At 40.4% G+C, this 19,405-nt stretch carries 14 protein-coding genes; all 14 read left to right on the top strand.

Annotated elements, in window-relative coordinates; translation table 11 throughout:
• Window positions 1–233 precede the first annotated feature (233 nt).
• The 14 genes from WKT03_RS07090 (at window position 234) to topA (ending at window position 19,278) form a co-directional block, all read left to right on the top strand.
• The gene (locus tag WKT03_RS07090) at window positions 234–2,291 is read left to right on the top strand and encodes a hypothetical protein (protein WP_147340228.1); all 2,058 of its coding nucleotides are present in this window, start codon (window positions 234–236) and stop codon (window positions 2,289–2,291) included.
• A gap of 21 nt (window positions 2,292–2,312) precedes the next feature.
• Window positions 2,313–2,570, top strand: a complete 258-nt coding sequence (locus tag WKT03_RS07085; protein ID WP_021944401.1) for a hypothetical protein — start codon at window positions 2,313–2,315, stop codon at window positions 2,568–2,570.
• A 2-nt stretch (window positions 2,571–2,572) separates the two neighbouring features.
• Window positions 2,573–4,597 (top strand): membrane protein insertase YidC, encoded by a 2,025-nt coding sequence (gene yidC, locus WKT03_RS07080; protein WP_021944402.1) that lies wholly within the window; start codon window positions 2,573–2,575, stop codon window positions 4,595–4,597.
• A gap of 14 nt (window positions 4,598–4,611) precedes the next feature.
• A complete protein-coding gene (locus WKT03_RS07075) occupies window positions 4,612–6,429 on the top strand; it encodes an aminotransferase class I/II-fold pyridoxal phosphate-dependent enzyme (protein WP_340391352.1) in 1,818 nt (605 codons plus the stop codon).
• Window positions 6,422–7,144 carry a class I SAM-dependent methyltransferase gene (locus WKT03_RS07070; RefSeq protein ID WP_021944404.1) on the top strand — a complete coding sequence of 241 codons (723 nt, stop codon included), beginning with the start codon at window positions 6,422–6,424 and terminating at the stop codon, window positions 7,142–7,144. The genes WKT03_RS07075 and WKT03_RS07070 overlap by 8 nt, the downstream gene beginning before the upstream one ends.
• 98 nt (window positions 7,145–7,242) lie before the next feature.
• Window positions 7,243–7,809 (top strand): AAA family ATPase, encoded by a 567-nt coding sequence (locus tag WKT03_RS07065; protein ID WP_021944405.1) that lies wholly within the window; start codon window positions 7,243–7,245, stop codon window positions 7,807–7,809.
• 87 nt (window positions 7,810–7,896) lie between these two features.
• Window positions 7,897–9,135: a DUF1015 domain-containing protein gene (locus WKT03_RS07060; RefSeq protein WP_021944406.1), complete on the top strand. Its 1,239-nt coding sequence runs from the start codon at window positions 7,897–7,899 to the stop codon at window positions 9,133–9,135.
• 100 nt (window positions 9,136–9,235) lie between these two features.
• The gene (locus WKT03_RS07055) at window positions 9,236–11,149 is read left to right on the top strand and encodes a GlgB N-terminal domain-containing protein (RefSeq protein WP_021944407.1); all 1,914 of its coding nucleotides are present in this window, start codon (window positions 9,236–9,238) and stop codon (window positions 11,147–11,149) included.
• A gap of 4 nt (window positions 11,150–11,153) precedes the next feature.
• The gene (locus WKT03_RS07050; RefSeq protein ID WP_021944408.1) at window positions 11,154–12,089 is read left to right on the top strand and encodes a mechanosensitive ion channel family protein; all 936 of its coding nucleotides are present in this window, start codon (window positions 11,154–11,156) and stop codon (window positions 12,087–12,089) included.
• Window positions 12,090–12,182: 93 nt separating this feature from the next.
• Window positions 12,183–13,292: a GTP-binding protein gene (locus WKT03_RS07045; RefSeq protein WP_173788569.1), complete on the top strand. Its 1,110-nt coding sequence runs from the start codon at window positions 12,183–12,185 to the stop codon at window positions 13,290–13,292.
• A 9-nt stretch (window positions 13,293–13,301) separates the two neighbouring features.
• On the top strand, window positions 13,302–14,264 hold the full coding sequence (locus WKT03_RS07040) for a TIGR03943 family putative permease subunit (protein WP_021944410.1): 963 nt from the start codon (window positions 13,302–13,304) through the stop codon (window positions 14,262–14,264).
• 151 nt (window positions 14,265–14,415) lie between these two features.
• Window positions 14,416–15,999 (top strand): YifB family Mg chelatase-like AAA ATPase, encoded by a 1,584-nt coding sequence (locus WKT03_RS07035; RefSeq protein WP_340391350.1) that lies wholly within the window; start codon window positions 14,416–14,418, stop codon window positions 15,997–15,999.
• Window positions 15,989–17,089 (top strand): DNA-processing protein DprA, encoded by a 1,101-nt coding sequence (gene dprA, locus WKT03_RS07030; protein WP_340391348.1) that lies wholly within the window; start codon window positions 15,989–15,991, stop codon window positions 17,087–17,089. Before WKT03_RS07035 ends, dprA begins: the two co-directional genes overlap by 11 nt.
• Window positions 17,090–17,202: 113 nt before the next feature.
• On the top strand, window positions 17,203–19,278 hold the full coding sequence (gene topA / locus WKT03_RS07025; RefSeq protein WP_340391346.1) for a type I DNA topoisomerase: 2,076 nt from the start codon (window positions 17,203–17,205) through the stop codon (window positions 19,276–19,278).
• The last annotated feature ends 127 nt before the right edge of the window (window positions 19,279–19,405 follow it).

The raw sequence follows: 19,405 nt of genomic DNA, 5'->3' as shown, positions 1-19,405 counted from the left end.
AGGAAAATAATCCATGTATGTTATTTTCGTATTTTTTATATTTGTATGATGTGACTGGATTGTTTTACTATGTGCTTGTTGGTAAATGCCGTGTAAAAATACTGTATCTGCTAATTGTTCTTTTCATGGTTATTCTTCAAATAGGATTACCATTCCTTTTCAATCATATTGGAAGAGATAATCGGGTAATTAAAGTGCTGAAGAACTGGCATGAACAAGTGATGAGTTCGTTTATGTTTTGGGGAATGTTGATCCTGTTATATCTTCCAAATGGCGAATGGGGGATCAGCGGGGGATTCTTTATTATGTCATATCTGGTAAATGCTTTCTTTATGGTGATGAAAAAGCTGCGGGAATCCATTTGGGAAATGCATATGCTTCAGAATATTGCAGGCTTCTTTGCCTTTATTATATGTATGATCGTTGCAAGATCAGATGATTTTCAATATTTTTCAAATTGGCTGTTTGCTTTATTATTGATCATCTGGCTTGTTTTATTATGTTTGTTTACCTTTGGAGCAGTTGATAAAAATCCGGGAATGTTATACTGGCTGTTTACAGAAACAGCAGAAAACCGAAAAGTACAGGTTGTTCGATATAAAAGAATTATAAAAAGATTTTTTAATATCTTCCTTTCCCTGTTTTTGTTGATGTTTTGGGTATTTATAGAGAATACACTGGAATTTTATTATACCAATCGAAAGACCTTGGAATTTAACTTATCTGATTTCTGGGGTAGTATGATCGTGCAGTCTTTTTTCTTATCCGTTATCATATCTGTTCTGGTCAGTTTATTGAAAACGAATGTAACAAAGATTATCAGTTGTTGTTTATGGGGATTAGCGGTAGCTTCCTATATTCAGGTTATGATATTTGATCGTGACCTTGGTATTACGGATGCTTATGCAATTAAATGGAGTGATTATTCCGGCAAGATGATCATGACCGGAATTGTATGGGGAATCTGTATTGTAGTTCCGGTTATTTTGTTTGCAAAATTTAAAAATAAATTCTTTAGTATTTTGAAATATGTAGCAGTGTGTTTATTATGTATTCAGATATCGGCAACTGTATATCTGGTTATAAAATCCGGAGGTTATAGGAATACTTCAGAAGCAGAGATTACAAATTACTATGTTTCAGGCAAAAATGAATATACAGTATCGGAAGAAAAAAATATTTTTGTATTTGTTCTTGATACATACAGCAATGATTTTATTGACGAAATGACAGAGCAATATCCGGATGCGTTAGAGCCGCTGCATGATTTTACATATTATGATAATTATGACAGCAAATATGACGGAACAGCGCTGGCAATGAATTATCTGTTAACGGGACAGGAATTTGATAATACGATTCCTTGTCGGGAATATTCTAAAGAAGCATTTCATTCAGAAAAGGCTGTCGAATTTTATAATACACTAAAAGAACAACAGTATTCTTGTAATATATATACGGATAAAGCAACAGTTAGTTTTCTTAATGCAAAGAATCTATATGAATATTATGATAATGTACAGGAAAATGCAGATGGTGAGATCTTAGTCGATTACCACGCAGTCCGGAAAAATATTATAAAGGGGGCAATGTATAAAGTATTGCCGCTGGCATTAAAGAGATTTTCTTTAGTTGTTACCAGTGATTTTGATGGTGCGGTCAGTTCTTCCGGCGGAGGGGAAGATTCGCCGGACCTGGATGATGATTTTTATTTAAAATTACAGACACAGGGACTAGAATATAACAGCAGTTCTGGAACATTTGCAATTTACCATTTTAGCGGAATGCATGATTATGGGGATGGAAAGGGAAAAAATCTGCCAGAAGCGGCTTACGATAATCTAAATGATGTGTACGTTTTTCTTGATGAATTGAAAAATATGGGAGTTTATGATAATTCAACGATCATAATAACGGCAGATCATGGAAAAATCATGACGGTAGATGGTATTCAGCCTATTTTCTTTATCAAAGAACCCTATAAAAAGAATGACAGGCTTGCAGTTTGCAGTTCTCCGGTAAGTGCGGAAGAGTTTATGCCAACGATCATGAAGCTTATTACAGGTGAAAGCAAAGATAAAACCATTTATGATTATGAAGCGGATGAAAATCGGTCAAGAAGTGTATATATACGACAGTACAAGGAAAATATATCCGATCTTCTGAAAAATGATTCAGCAAATTATGCTTGTTTGTATAAGTATACATATCAGGGAGACAAGGATGAATTAAGGAAATATGCAGGTGCAAAACCGAAGCAGAAGATACCGTTGATCGATTTCTGGTATTAAAAAACAAGAAAAGGAGATAGTATGATGTTTAATGAAATGAATTTATTAGTACAGGAATTTCCAACAATGAAATTATATATTGATCCGGCGACGACAAGTTATCTGATCCAGATAATTGCCGGAGTAGTGATCGCAGCAGGTGCGGTAGCAGGAATTGCATTCAGTAAAATAAAAAGAGCATTAAAAAAAGGAAAAACAGAAGAACAGCCCGTAAAAAAGACAAGAAATGAAGAAAAGAAAATTGTTACTGCAGATGATTTGTTAGATGATGAGGAATAGAAGTGAATCAGATAATTAATTATGTTTCGGATTTTTTCGGGATCATAATGAGATGGTGCTATGTTTTTGTAAATAATTATGGATTGTCAATTATTGTGTTTACGATTTTTACAAAATTTGTATTATTTCCTATTTCATTGATTACACAGAAAAATTCGATAAAAATGGCACAGATGCGTCCGGAACTTGATGCTTTAAAAGTAAAATATGTGGATGATAAAGATCGGTATGCAGATGCACAACTGGAATTATATAAAAAAATGCAATATCATCCATTACTGGATATGATACCACTGCTGATCCAGATTCTGATCGTTCTTGGATTGGTGGGTGTTATGTATTGCCCGCTTTCATATATCCTGCGGATGCAGGATCCCGATATCGCTATGCTGCAAAAATGGTTTGAGGGGCTTGGATGGACATTGCAGGATAATTCTTACCAGTTGACAATGATCCATGAAATACAGAATGGTATTAGCGGTGTGCCTGAAAACCTTATGGGACTGATAGAAAAGATATCAGATTTTGATATGAATTTTATCGGATTTAATTTATCAGAGAAACCACAATTATCATTACATAATAAACTGGTTTTGATTCCTGTTTTATCGGGTGTGAGCGCATGGCTCATGTGTGTTGTTCAAAATAAAATAAATGTGCTGCAGTTATATGCCGGAAAATGGAATAAAATAGGAATGACGGTATTTATGATAGCATTTTCCACATATTTTGCGTTCCTTGTTCCGGCTGGAGTCGGGGTATATTGGATCTTTGGAAATTTGTTCGCAATTCCTTCCATGTATCTGGTAAATATTGTGATGCCGCCTGAAAAATATATTGATATGGATTACATACGGATCTTGAATGAAACAGCAGAGGAAAAAGAAAAGATACGAAAAAAGTATGGGAGAACAGAGAAACAGGATTATCATCGGTTTGAGAAGACTGAAAAGAGAATTGTATTTTATGCAGAGGGCCGGGGCTTTTATAAATATTATCAGCCGATCATAGAGTATCTGGCTGAACGGTCTGATTATAAAATGGATTATGTTACCAGTGATCCGGAGGATCCGATCCTGAAGCAGGAGCAGTCGGCAGTCCGGGCATATTATATAGCACAGGACAAGTATCTGATTCCTTTGTTTATGAAATTGGATTGTGATATCTGTCTGATGACGATGCCAGATCTGGAAAAATATCATATCAAGCGTTCCAAGGTAAGATCAGATATTGAATATATTTATGTAGCACATGGGATGGGAAGTAATGCACTTACATTACGGAAAGGTGCATTAGATTATTATGACACGGTTTTTTGTGTAGGAATCGATTCGGTACGTGAAATACAGCAAATGGAAGCGCTGTATGTGACACAGCCTAAAACTCTGGTTGAGACAGGATATGCGTTATTGGATCAGATGATCGAGCAGTATCAGATTGAAAACAGAAAAGAAAATGAAAAGAAAAAAATACTGATCGCACCATCGTGGCAGCCGGAAAATATTATTGATCTGTGTATTGAGCAGATATTAGATAAATATAAGAATACACCATATGAGGTCATTGTACGGCCGCATCCGCAGCAGGTGAGACATCAGATGGAACGGTTTGTGGAAATGCAGGAGCGATATGCAAAGGATGATAATATAACTATACAGACGGACTTTTCTTCTAACAGTACGGTTATGGATGCTGATCTGCTGATAACAGACTGGTCAGATATATCATTTGAATATGCATTTACAACATTGAAACCAGTGCTGTTTATTGATACGCCAATGAAAATCATGAATCCTGAATATGATAAGATTGAGCAGAAGCCAATTAATGTGACATTGCGAAATGTGCTTGGGAAGGCGATATCTGTAAATGATATTGATAATATACTTGAAATATCTACAGATATGTTAAAGCAAAAGGACATGTATAGAAAGCAGATTGCGGATGCCAGAGAGAAACATATTTTTAATATCGGAAAGAGCCGGATATTAAGTGGAAAATATATTATGAAACGGCTTATGGAATAGAGAGGGGTAGGAGAATGCAGGGTATAATATTAGCAGCAGGAATGGGGAAACGATTAAAGAATATTACAAAGAATAAGACTAAATGTATGGTTGAAGTAAATGGAATATCTCTGATTGAAAGAATGCTGAAGATCCTTGACAGAAAAGACCTGTCAAGGATCGTTATAGTGACAGGGTATCAGGAAGAGACATTAAAGGAATATATTGTGTCATTAACAATACATACACCGATCATATTTGTGGAAAATCCAATATATGATAAAACAAATAATATTTATTCCCTGTCTTTAACGGCCACTTTTCTGGAGGAAGAAGACACCCTCTTGCTGGAATCAGATCTGATTTTTGATGAAACGGTAATAGATCTGATATTATGTGATCCAAGAGAGAACCTTGCACTTGTTGATCGGTTTGAAAGCTGGATGGATGGTACATGTATGCTTTTGGATGAGAATGACTGTATTGTGGATATGGTCGCAAAAAAAAATCTTCATTTTGTAAATGCGGATCAATACTATAAGACAGTGAATATATATAAATTCAGCAGGCATTTTTCCAAGTATACATATGTGCCTTTTCTAAAGGCGTATGCAATGGCAATGGGAAATAATGAATATTATGAGTCTGTTATCCGCTTGATCGCAATGCTTGACACGAAAGAGTTGCAGGCCAGACGGCTTAACGGTCAGCGCTGGTATGAGATTGATGATATTCAGGATCTGGATATTGCAGAAAGCCTGTTTACAGATAATACAGAGGAACAGTATAAAAAAATAACTGCCAGATATGGTGGCTTTTGGAGATATCCTAAATTGGTCGATTATTGCTATCTTGTAAATCCGTATTTCCCAACAGAACACATGTTGGAAGAAATCCGTGCCAACAGTGACCGGCTGATCATGCAGTATCCCTCTGGTGCAAGAGTGATACGGTTATTGGCAGGCAAACTGTTTGGCATATCAGATAAGAAAATTATAGTTGGTAATGGAGCAGCGGAATTAATTCGTGAAATGATGCAGGAAACGAATGGAAAAATAGGTTTTGTGACTCCGACATTTGAGGAATATATAAATTGCTGTAAGCAGGAACAAAGAGTTATTATGGATACCAGAAAAATGGATTTTTCATATTCTGGACAGGACATTCAGGATTATTTTGAACAGAAGCATATTCAAATGCTTGTGCTGATAAATCCGGATAATCCTAGTGGGAATTATATTGATTCCAGAGAAATATATGAATTGATCCATTGGTGTAAGAAGAAAAAGATATGTCTTATATTAGATGAGAGTTTTTCGGATTTTTCGGATGAGGCAGAATCTTGTATAGCTGATTCGTATCTGGAACTGTATGATGAGTTTTATGTAATAAAAAGTATTTCAAAATCATATGGGGTTCCGGGCTGCAGACTGGGAATATTAGCTGGAAGAAACAGTGAAAAACTTGATCAGATCCAGCGCAAACTGCCAATCTGGAATATTAATTCTTATGCAGAATTCTTTTTACAGATCATAGAAAAGTACAAGGAGGATTACAGACTGTCACTGGATCGTCTTAGAAAGTCCCGTGAGATTTTCATGAAAGAGCTGGAAAAACTCCCATATATGAAGGTATATCCATCGCAAGCAAATTATGTTATGTGTGAACTTTCAGATGGAGTGAAAAGCAGGAAACTTGCATCATTTTTACTGGAAAATAATATTTTGATCAAAGTGCTGAATGAGAAATTAAATAACCAAAAGGAAATGATCAGACTTGCAGTTCGGACGGATGAAGAGAATCTGCATCTGATTGAATTGTTGGAAAAATTTGGAGGTGAATATATTGAATAACTGGAAAGCAATCTGGAATAGAAGAGAAGCGGATGAATGTTTTTTGCAGTCGCTTGAAGATCCTAAAGCAATCTGGCGGGAGCTGAAACGAATTGATGGATTTGATGTGGATCTGGGAGATTCAGCGGATGCATATTATAATGCATTTTATAAAAGCTGGGAAGAAGAATGTGCACTTTTAAATACACATATTGGTCCGTGGAACAGCATTTATGAAGTAGGATGCGGCGCAGGAGCGACCTTATATTTATTTTCCAGGCAGAATAAAAAGATTGGCGGAATTGATTATTCCAGACAGAGTACAGATATTGCAAAAATTGTATTAAAAGAAGCGGAGATAGCATGTATGGAAGCGGACCATATTTCAACAGATGAAAAATTTGATGTTGTGATGGCTGATTCTGTATTTGCATATTTTCCAGATGAAGCCTATGTATCTGATGTTCTGGAGAAGATGTATGAAAAAGCGCATAAGGCTGTGCTGATCACAGAGATATTTGATAAAGAGCTGGAAGATGCCTGCATGCAGTATAGAAGAGCTAAAATACAGAATTATGATGAAAAATATAAAAATCTTGATAAGTTATTTATTTCAAAATCCATGTTTGAAATGTTTTCACAAAAGCATGGTTGTGAATTGGTATTTACATCTGTTGAAAATCCATATTACTGGAATAGTCAATTTATGTACAATGTATTAATTATTAAGAAATAAGAAATAACACCAAATTCGCTAACAAATTCTTGCTACCATCATACAATTGTGCTAAAATCAAACAGGATTGAGATAATGAGAAAAATGGAGGCACACACATGAAGAAATTAATTTTAGTTACATCACCACCAGCCTGTGGAAAGACATTTATTTCCAAACAGGTGGCAAAGGCACTGCCAAATTGTGTATATCTGGATAAGGATACATTAATTGTTCTTTCAAAGCAGATTTTTGTAGTGGCTGGTGAGGAATATAACCGTTCATCCGATTTCTTCCAGAAAAATATCCGCGACTACGAATATTATTGTGTACTGGATCTTGCATTTGAAGCACTGGAATACAATGATACAGTTCTTATAAATGCACCATTCACAGATGAGATCAGAGATGACGAATATCTTGACAATCTCCGTGCAAAGCTTGCAGAAAAAGGTGCAGAGCTCTTTGTGATCTGGGTAAATACCAGAAAAGATGTCTGCCACGAAAGAATGATCAAGCGTGCATCAGACAGAGATACCTGGAAATTGGAGCACTGGGATGAATATATCAACAGTCAGAACTTCAATCCGCCAACAAATATCAAAGAGCTCTTTATATTTGAGAATTCTTCCGATGAAGAATTTAAGGCATCTATAGATAAGGTTGTTAAGGCAATCAGAGGTTGATAGTGATTTTGAGTATTGCAACAGGAATCAGCAATGTTTTCTGTTGCAATATTTATATAGACAAACAGAGATCAGGAGGAACAGAACATGGCAGCAATCAGATGCTTTAAAGCATTCAGACCAAGACCGGATATCTGCGACAGAGTGGCAGCATTACCATATGATGTGTATAGCAGAAAAGAAGCCTGTGAAGAAGTACGTCGGGAACCGATGTCATTTTTAAAGGTAGATCGTGCAGAGACATCATTTGATGACAGTGTGGATACCTATGCACCGGAAGTGTATAAGAAGGCAGGAGATCTTCTGCATGAGATGATGGAGGATGGTACTTATATTGAGGAAGAAAAGCCGGTATACTACATATATGAATTGATCATGGATGGACGTCATCAGACAGGTCTGGTTGCCTGTGCTTCGATTGATGACTATGTGAATGGTGTGATCAAGAAACACGAGAATACCAGAGAAGACAAAGAACAGGATCGTATCCGCCATGTAGAAGCCTGTGGTGCGCAGACCGGACCAATCTTCCTTGCCTATCGTTCGATTGATATTGTAAATCAGATCATTGACCGGGTAAAGACAGGAGAAAAGTTATATGGCTTTACTTCACCGGATGGTATCACACATAATGTATGGATCATTGATGAAGCAGATGATATTCAGATAATTCAGGAAGCATTTGCAGGTATCAACGAGATTTACATAGCAGACGGACATCATCGTTCTGCTTCTGCTGTAAAAGCAGGCCTCCATATGAGAGAACAGCATCCGGATTATACCGGAGAGGAAGAATTTAATTATTTTCTGTCCGTTCTGTTTCCACATGATCAGTTGATGATCCTTCCATATAACCGTGTTGTAAATGATCTGAACGGTATGACTGATGACGAATTTTTAAAGAAACTGGAAGACAAATTTGAAGTAAAAGCATGTGATGCGGCTGTTTCACCGGAGAAGAAAGGCAGCTTTGGCATGTATATGGATGGCAGATGGTATCAGTTAACGGTAAAGGACGGAGTTGTTCCGGAGGATGTTGTCGGCTGTCTGGATGTATCTGTGCTTCAGGAAAATGTTCTGGCACCGATGCTTGGCATTGGAGATCCGAGAACGGACAAACGAATCCAGTTTGTCGGTGGTATCCGTGGACTTTCCGAGCTGGAACGACTGGTGGATGGAGGAAAGAAGGTAGCATTTTCCATGTATCCGACTTCCATTACAGAATTATTTGATATTGCGGATGCAGGCAAATTGATGCCGCCGAAGTCTACATGGTTTGAACCAAAGCTTCGAAGCGGAATCTTTATCCACAAGATAAACGAATAAAGATGAACAGTCATATGCAAATGAGAAAATTGAACAGGGAAACGGTGCAGCTATTTCGTATTTTGCATATAGAAAAGAATACACATGAGGAGAATGGGTTATGACAAAGAACACAGAGATTTTCGTTCTGAATCAGGATGAGGTTATGGCGATCACGGGGGCGAGACATGGCAATCCACATCACATACTTGGTATGCATGCCTGTCTGGCTGATGTATATGTGAATGCATTTCTGCCGGATGCAGCAGAAGTTTATGTAGTGGATGAAAAGGATCAGACAGAATATCCGATGCATGTAGAATACGCCGATGGATTTTTTACAGTAAAGATTGAGAACCGGCAGCCATTTGCATATCTGCTAAAGATTGTCCGGAAGGTATGGGATGCAGACGGAGAAGAAGCAGATGAAGTCAGTTTGATAAAGGATGCATACAGCTTTTCCTATTCTGCGGATCTTGAAAAAGTAATGCAGGTGGTAAATGGAGAAGATGACGTGGAATCAGGCTTCCGGATCAAAGAATTGTTTGGAGCCAGAAAGCTGAACTTTGATGGCACAGAAGGAGTGGCATTCTGTATTCAGGTTCCGGGCTGCGTCAGAGCCAGCGTGGTCGGAGATTTCAATAACTGGGACGGCAGAGTGAACCAGATGCGGAAGATCGAGTATACCGATCTGTTTGAACTGTTTATACCATATGACATTAACCAGACCAGATATAAATTTGAAGTATTATATGAAAATGGAGAAACCGATATTTTCTCCGATCCATATGCAACAGCATTTGAACCGGTTCCGGGCAATGCGTCCTTATTTACAGAGCTGACATATGACTGGATGGATGCGGCATATATGACAGACCGAAAAAAGAAGAATATCAGCATGGAACCTGTGAATATCTATGAGGTACATATGCAGACATTTAAGACCGACAAAGATGGAGAACGGCTTTCCTATCAGGCATTTGCAAAAGAAATCGCAGCTTATGTAAAGAGCATGAAGTATAATTACATCGAGCTTATGCCAATCATGGAATATTCCGGTGAGGATACATGGGGATATGATACGACGGGTATCTATGCACCAACGTCCAGATTTGGTTCTCCAACTGATTTTATGGCAATGGTTGATTATCTGCATGCAAAAGGTATTGGTGTGATCCTTGATATGGTGCCTGTGATGGATATTGACTGTATGACTTACTGGTTGGAAGCGTATCATCTGGATGGCATCCGTCTGGATAATAAAGAGCTGATCCGTTCCTTCCGAAAGGTGACCGGAGACAGATATGCGGATGTTATGGTGGATCTTACATGGAACACAATGGGCGTTTCAAAGCTTACAGAGTATATGAAGACTGCGCCGGATCGCAGAGAGAACTTTGTAGACTATGTATCTTCTGTAACCGGATTTATATCCGAGCATCAGGAGGTAAGTGCATTATCACATGATCAAGTGGCATATGGTCAGGGAAGCTTTATAGAGAAGATGCCGGGTGGCTATGAAGACAAATATGCAGATCTTCGTATATTTTATGGTTTGAATATGTTCCTTCCTGGTAAAAAACTGATGTTTATGGGACAGGAGATTGGAATGTTTGGCGGCTTTGATGGCTATCATGTTATTGATTGGAGCGTTCTGGAGTTTGAAGCAAATAAATATCTTCAGAAGTATGTAAAGGATCTGAATGCTTTATATCTTGCAGAACCGGCATTTTATGAAGCAGACAAACTTCCATTTGTATTTGCAGGAGAGCAGGAGCCACATACCGTATGTTTCACAAGAACAGACAGTAAGGGTTCTGTCTGTTATGTAGCTGCGAACTTTGGAACTTCAGATCAGAAGAGCTATGTATTACAGACCGGAGCTCCGGGAACTTATAAAGAGATTTTCTCCAGTGATGCGGCAAAGTATGGTGGAGAAGGTAATAACAATAAACAGCAGAAGGTGACGAAGGACGGTGATATCGAGATTGTTCTCCCTGCACTTTCAATCACAGTATTTAAGAAGGTGAAATAATTAAGTGATAGGTATAGCATTGACGGAGAAGCTGGCGGATACTACAGAGTCAGCATCAGAAACGGCATCGGAGATCGTACAGGATGCAGAACAAAAAGCTGGATTGCTCAGACAGTATATGACAGATCTGCTGGATTGGTGCATGTCAAAGGTTGGAAGCCTGGTAGTGGCGGTTATCTTTATGGTGATCGGATTTCGGGTTGTGAAATGGATCATCAAGCTGATAAAGAGAACCTTTGACCGTTCCAATATGGATGTCAGTGTCGTAGGATTTTTACTGTCTGCCATCCGTATTCTGATGAATTTTATAATATTGATAACGGCGGCATCCATTGTCGGTTTTCAGGTTACTTCATTTGTCACATTGCTTGGAACGGCGGGTGTGACGATCGGTCTTGCGTTGCAGGGCAGCCTGTCCAATCTTGCCGGTGGTGTGCTGATCCTGATATTGAAACCATTTCATGTAGGTGACTATATTATCGAGAATAATACCAAATGTGAAGGCGAGGTTGTATCGATCGATATATTCTATACAAAGCTTAAGACGATCGATAATCGTTCCGTAGTCATACCAAATGGAAGCATATCGAATACATCACTGGTGAATGTTACTTTACATGATAAGAGGCGGGCAGAGATCAAGCTCGGTGTCGGTTACGATGAAGATCTGGATAAGGTAAAGCGTGTGGTACTGGATGCGGTAAAGACAGTTCCGGGATATCTGGAGGATGAAGTCGTGGATTTCTTCATTGATGAATTCGCAGATAGCAGCATTGTGGTCAGTGTTCGGTTCTATGCGAAAATCGACCAGTACTGGGATGCACTCTGGTCGGCAAGATGGAATATCAAGAAAGCATTTGATGAAAATGGCATCGTTATCCCATATAATAAACTGGATGTCAACCTCGATTCTTGCAAAAAAACAGATAATCGAGTATAATAATCGGTTGTGATATGAAAACTAGATAATTGTGTGATGAGTTTACTATCACACAATTATCCGTACATTTAATAGATTAGGAGTGATTTAGAAATGACAAAGATTGATATTATTTCCGGTTTCTTAGGTGCCGGAAAAACAACTCTGATCAAGAAGCTGATCGAAGAAGGTTTTAAGGGCGAGAAGCTTGTGCTGATTGAGAATGAATTTGGCGAGATCGGTATTGATGGCGGATTCTTAAAGGATGCCGGTGTACAGATCACTGAGATGAATTCCGGTTGTATCTGCTGCTCCTTAGTTGGAGATTTTGGTACGGCTTTAAAGAAGGTTATTACAGAATATGCACCGGACAGAATCATTATCGAGCCATCCGGTGTCGGTAAGCTTTCAGATGTTATCAAGGCTGTAAAGGGTGTTGCAGAAGAAGTTGAAGTACAGCTTGACAGCTATACAACAGTTGCAGATGTATCCAAATGCAAGATTTACATGAAGAACTTTGGTGAATTCTTCAATAATCAGATCGAAAGTGCAAATACGATCGTATTGAGCAGAACACAGACAGCTTCCCAGGATAAGATCGAAAAGGCAGTTGCCATGATCCGTGAGCACAATGCAGATGCTACGATCATCACGACTCCATGGGATGATATTGACGGTTCTAAGATCAAAGAAGCTATGCAGAATCATAAAACCGTTAAGGACGCTTTATTTGAGGATGAAGATGAGCATCACCACCTTCATCACGACCATGATGACGAATGTGGCTGTGGCGATCATGACCACGATCATGAACATCATCATCACGACCATGACGACGAATGTGGCTGTGGCTGCCATGACCACGATCATGAACATCATCATCATGACCATGACGACGAATGTAGTTGTGGCTGTCATGATCACGATCATCACCATCACCACCATGCAGATGAGGTATTTACAAGCTGGGGTAAGGAAACTCCACATAAGTTTAATGAAGATAAGTTAAAAGAGACTCTGGATGAGCTTGCTAACACAGAGGAATATGGTATTATCCTTCGTGCAAAGGGTATCGTTCCAAGTGATGGTACAGACTGGTTATACTTTGATCTTGTACCGGGTGAGTATGAGATCCGTAAGGGAAATCCGGATATCACAGGTAAGTTATGTGTGATCGGAAGCAAACTGGCAGAAGACAAGCTTGCAGAGCTGTTTGAGGTATAGGAGAAAATGATGGCAAGACAACAGGAAACAGAGATTCCGGTTTATGTATTTATGGGCTTTCTTGACAGTGGTAAAACTACATTTGTGAAGGAGACATTATTAGACCGGGAATTCACCGGAGGTGCCAAGACACTGCTTCTTGTATGCGAAGACGGTGAAGAAGAGTACGATGAGAAAGACCTGAAAAAGAAAAATATTTTTCTGGAATTCATAGAAGAAGATCAGTTGAACACAGAGCATCTGTTAGATCTGCAGGACAAATATCAGCCAGAGCAGGTTATGATCGAATACAATGGTATGTGGAAGCTGGACAAGATCTTTGATATCCGTGTGCCGAAGGGATGGACCGTTGTCCAGGTATTATCCTTTGTAAATGCTGAGACATATGATGTATATCAGCAGAATATGAAAGCAACAATGATGGATCAGGTTAACAGTGCGGATATGGTTGTATTTAACCGTTGTGATGAGAAGTCCAAGCGCGCAGAATGGCGCAGAGGAATCAAAGCAGTCAACCGACGGGCACAGATCATCTTTGAGATGAAGGATGGTTCGATCGCACCGGATGAGAATGACGAAGAAGATCTGCCATACGATGTAAAGGCTGACGTGATCGAGCTGAACGATGAGGATTTCGGTATCTGGTATGTGGATGCCTCTGATCAGCCGGATCGTTATGTCGGTAAGAAGATTCATTTCCGTGGCATGGTATTCAAGCCGAAACAGTATGGTAAGAATGCATTTGTACCGGGACGTTTTGCGATGACCTGCTGTGTAGAGGATATTACATTTGTAGGCTTCAAATGCTATTACGATGGCTCTAAGAATCTGATTGACAGACAGTGGGTAGATGTAACAGCAACGATCAAGAAAGAATACTATCCTGATTTTGAGGGAGATGGTCCGGTTCTCTATGCAGAGAAGGTTGTGCTGACCGGTCCGCCGGAAGAAGAGGTTGTATACTTCAGTTAATATAAAAATGCATTTGACTTTTTGTATGGATACAGGTAGTATAAATGCAGGCGTATAAAAAGCTGCCAGGTGGCAGCTTTTTGTTTTCGCTGATTCTGTTCAGGCATGCTCCATGGAGAGACGGCAGAAATGTCGAAAGGAGCAGATACAGATGTACAGTAAAGTAACAAGTGGAGGAGTCCTTGGAGTAGAGGGACTTCTGATTCAGGTGGAAACAGATATCAATGACGGACTGCCAATGTTTCATATGGTAGGCTTTTTGTCTGCATGCGTAAAGGAAGCCGGAGAGCGGGTGAGAACAGCGCTCAAAAACTCTGGATTTCAGATACCACCGAAAAAGATCACGATCAATTTATCACCGGCAGATATCCGGAAGGAAGGAACTGCCTACGATCTTCCCATTGCCATAGGAATTATGGTATCTATGGGGCTTATTCCAAACGATAAAATAGAAAATACCTTGATTATGGGTGAACTGGGGCTGGATGGCAGGATCAATGCTGTATCAGGAATACTCCCGGTTGTTCATCATGCAGTAAAACAAGGAATCACACGCTGTCTTGTTCCGGCGGAAAATGCAGAGGAGGCGGCACTGATCCAAAATATAGAAGTGATCCCGCTCCGGACGTTGTCAGAAGCGGAATCTTATCTGAATGAAAAAGCGGTGATCGAGCCTGCATTTGTAGATGTGGAGGATCTGCTCGACCAGGGGGATATGGGGGAACTGGGAGATTTTGCAGATATTAAAGGGCAGGAAATATTGAAGCGCGGAATGGAGATCGCAGCAGCCGGAATGCACAATATTCTGATGACAGGAGCAGCAGGTTCAGGAAAGTCCATGATTGCAAAATGCCTGCCAACGATCCTTCCACGTCTGACATTTGAGGAGAGTATTGATATTACCAAGATATACAGTGTGGCAGGTCTGCTGAAAAAAGGACAGGCGATGATAACAAAGCGTCCGTTCCGGGCACCGCATCATACCGTATCTGCCATTGCTCTGACCGGTGGCGGAGCAATACCGAAGCCGGGAGAGATCAGTCTTAGTCATAATGGGGTGTTGTTTCTGGATGAGCTTCCGGAATTTGGCAGAAATGTTCTTGAAGTAATGCGGCAGCCGTTAGAAGATCGGGAAGTAACGATCGCAAGGATCCAGGGTAAATATATATATCCGGCAGGATTTATGCTGGTTGCGGCACGAAATCCCTGTCCCTGCGGCATGTATCCGGATCTGAATAAATGTACCTGTACCTGTAGGCAGATCCGACAATACAATGCAAGGCTTAGCAGACCGCTACTCGATCGTATTGATATCAACGTAAATGTCCGCAGGATTGACTGTTCTGACCTGTTAGAGGATAAACGGGCAGAAACTTCGGCTGAGATCCGGGAAAGGGTGCTTGCGGCGCAGAACATACAGAAGGAGCGTTACCGTTCAGAGTCGATAAATTTTAATTCCCAACTGGATGGAAAGAGAACAAAGCAATATATTTCCCTGGGAAGGGCAGAGCAGGAGCTGGTGCGGGAAGCGTTTGAACATACAGAACTTTCTGCCAGAGGCTATAACCGGGTACTTAAGATCGCAAGGACGATCGCTGATCTGGCAGGAAGTATCGGGATCCATGAGGAACATTTAAAAGAGGCATTGTTTTTCCGGTATCAGAATCTTACAGAAGAGACAGAGGGAAATATGCAGTACAAAGGAATGAAAGGGGGGGACAGATATGGAGTATGATCTTATAAGGCTGTGGCTGGGGATGATATCGGATATGGGGAATGCAGCACTTGGCAGGATCCTTGATTATTTTGGAGGACCTGAAGAACTGTGGAATGTTCCAGAACATGTGCTTCGGGAAACGTTGACAGAAAAACAGAGTGAACGGATCCTGTGCACACGGGATGAAAAGAAAATAATCGTCTATAAAAACAGACTAAAGGAGCGGAATATTACATATATATATCCAGGACATCCTTATTTCCCGGAAGTCCTGCGGGAAATTCCGGATTGTCCGTTTCTGCTGTATGCAAAGGGGTGTGTGGAGACGCTTAAAACAGACAGAACCGGTATAGCGATCGTAGGTGCAAGAAAGGCCTCCGCATATGGGAAAGAGATGGCGGAGCAGTTTGCTTCTGTGCTTGCAGGATATCGGACTGGTATTATCAGCGGACTTGCAGCAGGAATCGACGGCGCCGCCCAGCGTGCGGCAATCAATGTAGAAAATGGATTTACAGTTGCAGTACTAGGTTGTGGGATCAATATCTGTTATCCGAAGGAAAATTACAATTTGTTTGAACGGATTGGGCATCAGGGTGTGATCCTGTCAGAATATGGGTTGGATATAGAGCCTGCGGCATGGAGATTTCCACTTAGGAACCGGATCATCAGTGGACTTGCAAAAGGGGTGCTGGTTGTAGAAGCACAGAAGAAAAGCGGATCTCTGATCACCGCCGATCAGGCGCTGGAACAGGGGCGTGAGGTGTATGCAGTTCCGGGACGGATTGGAGACAGAAACAGTGAGGGCTGCAATCATCTGATCCGGCAGGGGGCTATGCTTGTGACGGATCCTGAGGATATTGTGGAGGATTTAAAACTTGAACGGAGGATCCTTGCAGCAGGGAAAGCAGAATGTCGGGAGGACAGCCGGCTTACCGCTCTGGAACAGAAGATATGTGCCTGTATGGGGCGGGAAGTGCTGCATATAGAGGAAATCTGTGCCCGCGTGGATCAGCCTCCTGCAAGAATCCTGACAGCGTTATTTGATATGGAAAGAAAAGGAATAATTCGGCAGCCGGTACGGTATTATTTTGCTGTTACACAGGGATGAAAACAGAATCCGGGGCATTTTTTCAGAAAATTGTAATAAAATATTCACTTGCATGGCAGGAAAAAATGGTGTATAGTTTGTGTCGTTTAAACGAACAGGAAAGGAAAGAGTACATGGCTAAATATCTTGTTATTGTAGAGTCTCCGGCGAAAGCCAAGACGATTAAAAAGTTTTTGGGCAGTAATTATGAAGTGATTGCGTCGAATGGTCATGTGCGTGATCTGCCTAAAAGCCAGATGGGCATTGATGTTGATAATGATTTTGAACCGAAATATATAACGATCAGAGGAAAAGGAGATATACTTGCACAGCTTCGAAAAGAAGTAAAGAAAGCTGACAAAGTGTACCTCGCAACTGACCCCGACCGTGAGGGAGAAGCAATCTCCTATCATTTATCAAAAGCACTGAAACTGGATGATAAGAAGTACAAGCGAATTACCTTCAATGAAATTACGAAAAATGCAGTAAAGAATTCAATTAAGCAGGCACGCGATATCGATATGGCACTTGTGGATGCACAGCAAGCGAGACGTGTATTGGACAGACTGGTTGGTTATAAGATCAGTCCGCTTCTCTGGGCAAAGATTAAGAGAGGTTTAAGTGCCGGACGTGTACAGTCTGTAGCATTAAAGCTGATCTGTGACAGAGAAAAAGAGATCAATGAATTTATTCCAAAGGAATACTGGACACTTTCTGCTATGCTGGCACCGGAAAAGGCCAAGAAAAGCATTGAATTCAAATACATGGGAAATGGGAGCGATAAGGAAGAAATATCTTCCAGAGCGGAACTGGATCATATCATAGAAACAATCGGAAAGCAGTCTTTTAAGATCGCATCGATCAAGGACAGTGAGCGTCATAAGAAAGCGCCACTTCCATTTACAACCAGTACGTTGCAGCAGGAAGCTTCCTCCAAGTTGAACTTTGCGACATCCAAAACGATGCGTATCGCACAACAGTTATATGAAGGTGTGGAGATCAAGGGCAGAGGTTCCATCGGTCTGATCTCTTATCTGAGAACGGATTCTACCAGAATATCGGATGAAGCGGCAGCAGCAGCCAAGGATTATATCATAAAGAATTTTGGAGAAGATTATATAGCGGGAATACCTCGGGCAGACAAACCGGGTAAGAAGATCCAGGACGCGCATGAAGCAATCCGTCCGACGGATATCACACTGTCACCGGCAGCTATCAAGGATCAGTTAAGCAGAGAACAGTTCCGTCTGTATCAGCTGATCTATAACCGCTTCCTTGCAAGCCAGATGGCAGAGGCAGTATACAGCATTAAGACCGTAAAGGCAGAAGTAGCAGGCTATCGGTTCCAGACCTCAGTATCAAAGATTGCATTTGCAGGATTTACAACGGTTTATAATGTGGACAACGAGAAGAGTGAGCATATTGCGGGAATTAAGGATCTGAATGAAGGGGATCTGTTAAAATTAGAAGATTTTGACGAGAAGCAGCATTTTACACAGCCGCCGGCAAGATATACAGAAGCACTTCTGGTAAGAACCTTAGAGGAGCTTGGCATTGGAAGACCAAGTACTTATGCACCGACGATCTCAACAATATTGAATCGTCGTTATATCACAAAAGAGAATAAGAAATTATACGTAACAGAACTGGGAGAAGCCGTGAATCAGATTATGGAACAGGCATTTCCGGTTATTATCGACGTGAATTTTACAGCGAATTTGGAGTCCCTTCTCGATAAGATCGGTGAGGGTGCTATCGAATGGAAAGTTGTAGTAAGAAACTTCTATCCAGATCTCGATGCGGCGGTTAAGAAAGCCGAGAGTGAGTTGCAGTCCATTAAGATTGAGGATGAAGTAACGGATGAGGTGTGTGACGAGTGCGGACGCAATATGGTCGTAAAGTATGGTCCACACGGTAAATTCCTTGCATGTCCGGGCTTCCCTGACTGTAAATTTACGAAGCCGTTCTTTGAAAAGACAGGAGTTCCTTGTCCAAAGTGTGGAGGTGACATAGTAATAAAGAAGACCAGAAAGGGCAGAAGATACTATGGATGTATCAATGCTCCTGAATGTGATTTTATGTCATGGGCGAAACCATCAAGGGAAAAATGTCCGGTATGTGGCAGTTATATGGTTGAAAAGGGTAATAAGTTACTTTGTTCAGCAGAAAACTGTGGATATTCCAGAGATAATACCGAAAAGGAAAAATAGGCATAAGTGATCGGATGAAGTTGTCCGGCCTGCCATATAAAAAAAGTTGTTTTTAAATATTAAATCTCTCGTTTGACAGGAAAGGCTATTGTTATCTCATGACCATTGTGATAGAATGTCAAATAGT

Origin of the sequence: Coprococcus sp. HCN-4056 (assembly GCF_037892645.1) — a bacterium.
GTDB classification, from domain to species: domain Bacteria; phylum Bacillota; class Clostridia; order Lachnospirales; family Lachnospiraceae; genus Coprococcus; species Coprococcus ammoniilyticus.
The sequence above is the reverse complement of the archived record's forward strand: the minus strand, read 5'-3'. Positions and strand labels throughout refer to the sequence as shown.

Coding starts and splice junctions, on each gene's coding strand:
- dprA (WP_340391348.1), top strand. CDS start 15,989: ATGGAGTATGATCTTATAAGGCTGTGGCTGGGGATGATATCGGATATG.
- WKT03_RS07045 (WP_173788569.1), top strand. CDS start 12,183: ATGACAAAGATTGATATTATTTCCGGTTTCTTAGGTGCCGGAAAAACA.
- WKT03_RS07085 (WP_021944401.1), top strand. CDS start 2,313: ATGATGTTTAATGAAATGAATTTATTAGTACAGGAATTTCCAACAATG.
- WKT03_RS07075 (WP_340391352.1), top strand. CDS start 4,612: ATGCAGGGTATAATATTAGCAGCAGGAATGGGGAAACGATTAAAGAAT.
- WKT03_RS07065 (WP_021944405.1), top strand. CDS start 7,243: ATGAAGAAATTAATTTTAGTTACATCACCACCAGCCTGTGGAAAGACA.
- WKT03_RS07055 (WP_021944407.1), top strand. CDS start 9,236: ATGACAAAGAACACAGAGATTTTCGTTCTGAATCAGGATGAGGTTATG.
- WKT03_RS07060 (WP_021944406.1), top strand. CDS start 7,897: ATGGCAGCAATCAGATGCTTTAAAGCATTCAGACCAAGACCGGATATC.
- WKT03_RS07090 (WP_147340228.1), top strand. CDS start 234: ATGTTTTGGGGAATGTTGATCCTGTTATATCTTCCAAATGGCGAATGG.
- topA (WP_340391346.1), top strand. CDS start 17,203: ATGGCTAAATATCTTGTTATTGTAGAGTCTCCGGCGAAAGCCAAGACG.
- WKT03_RS07040 (WP_021944410.1), top strand. CDS start 13,302: ATGGCAAGACAACAGGAAACAGAGATTCCGGTTTATGTATTTATGGGC.
- WKT03_RS07035 (WP_340391350.1), top strand. CDS start 14,416: ATGTACAGTAAAGTAACAAGTGGAGGAGTCCTTGGAGTAGAGGGACTT.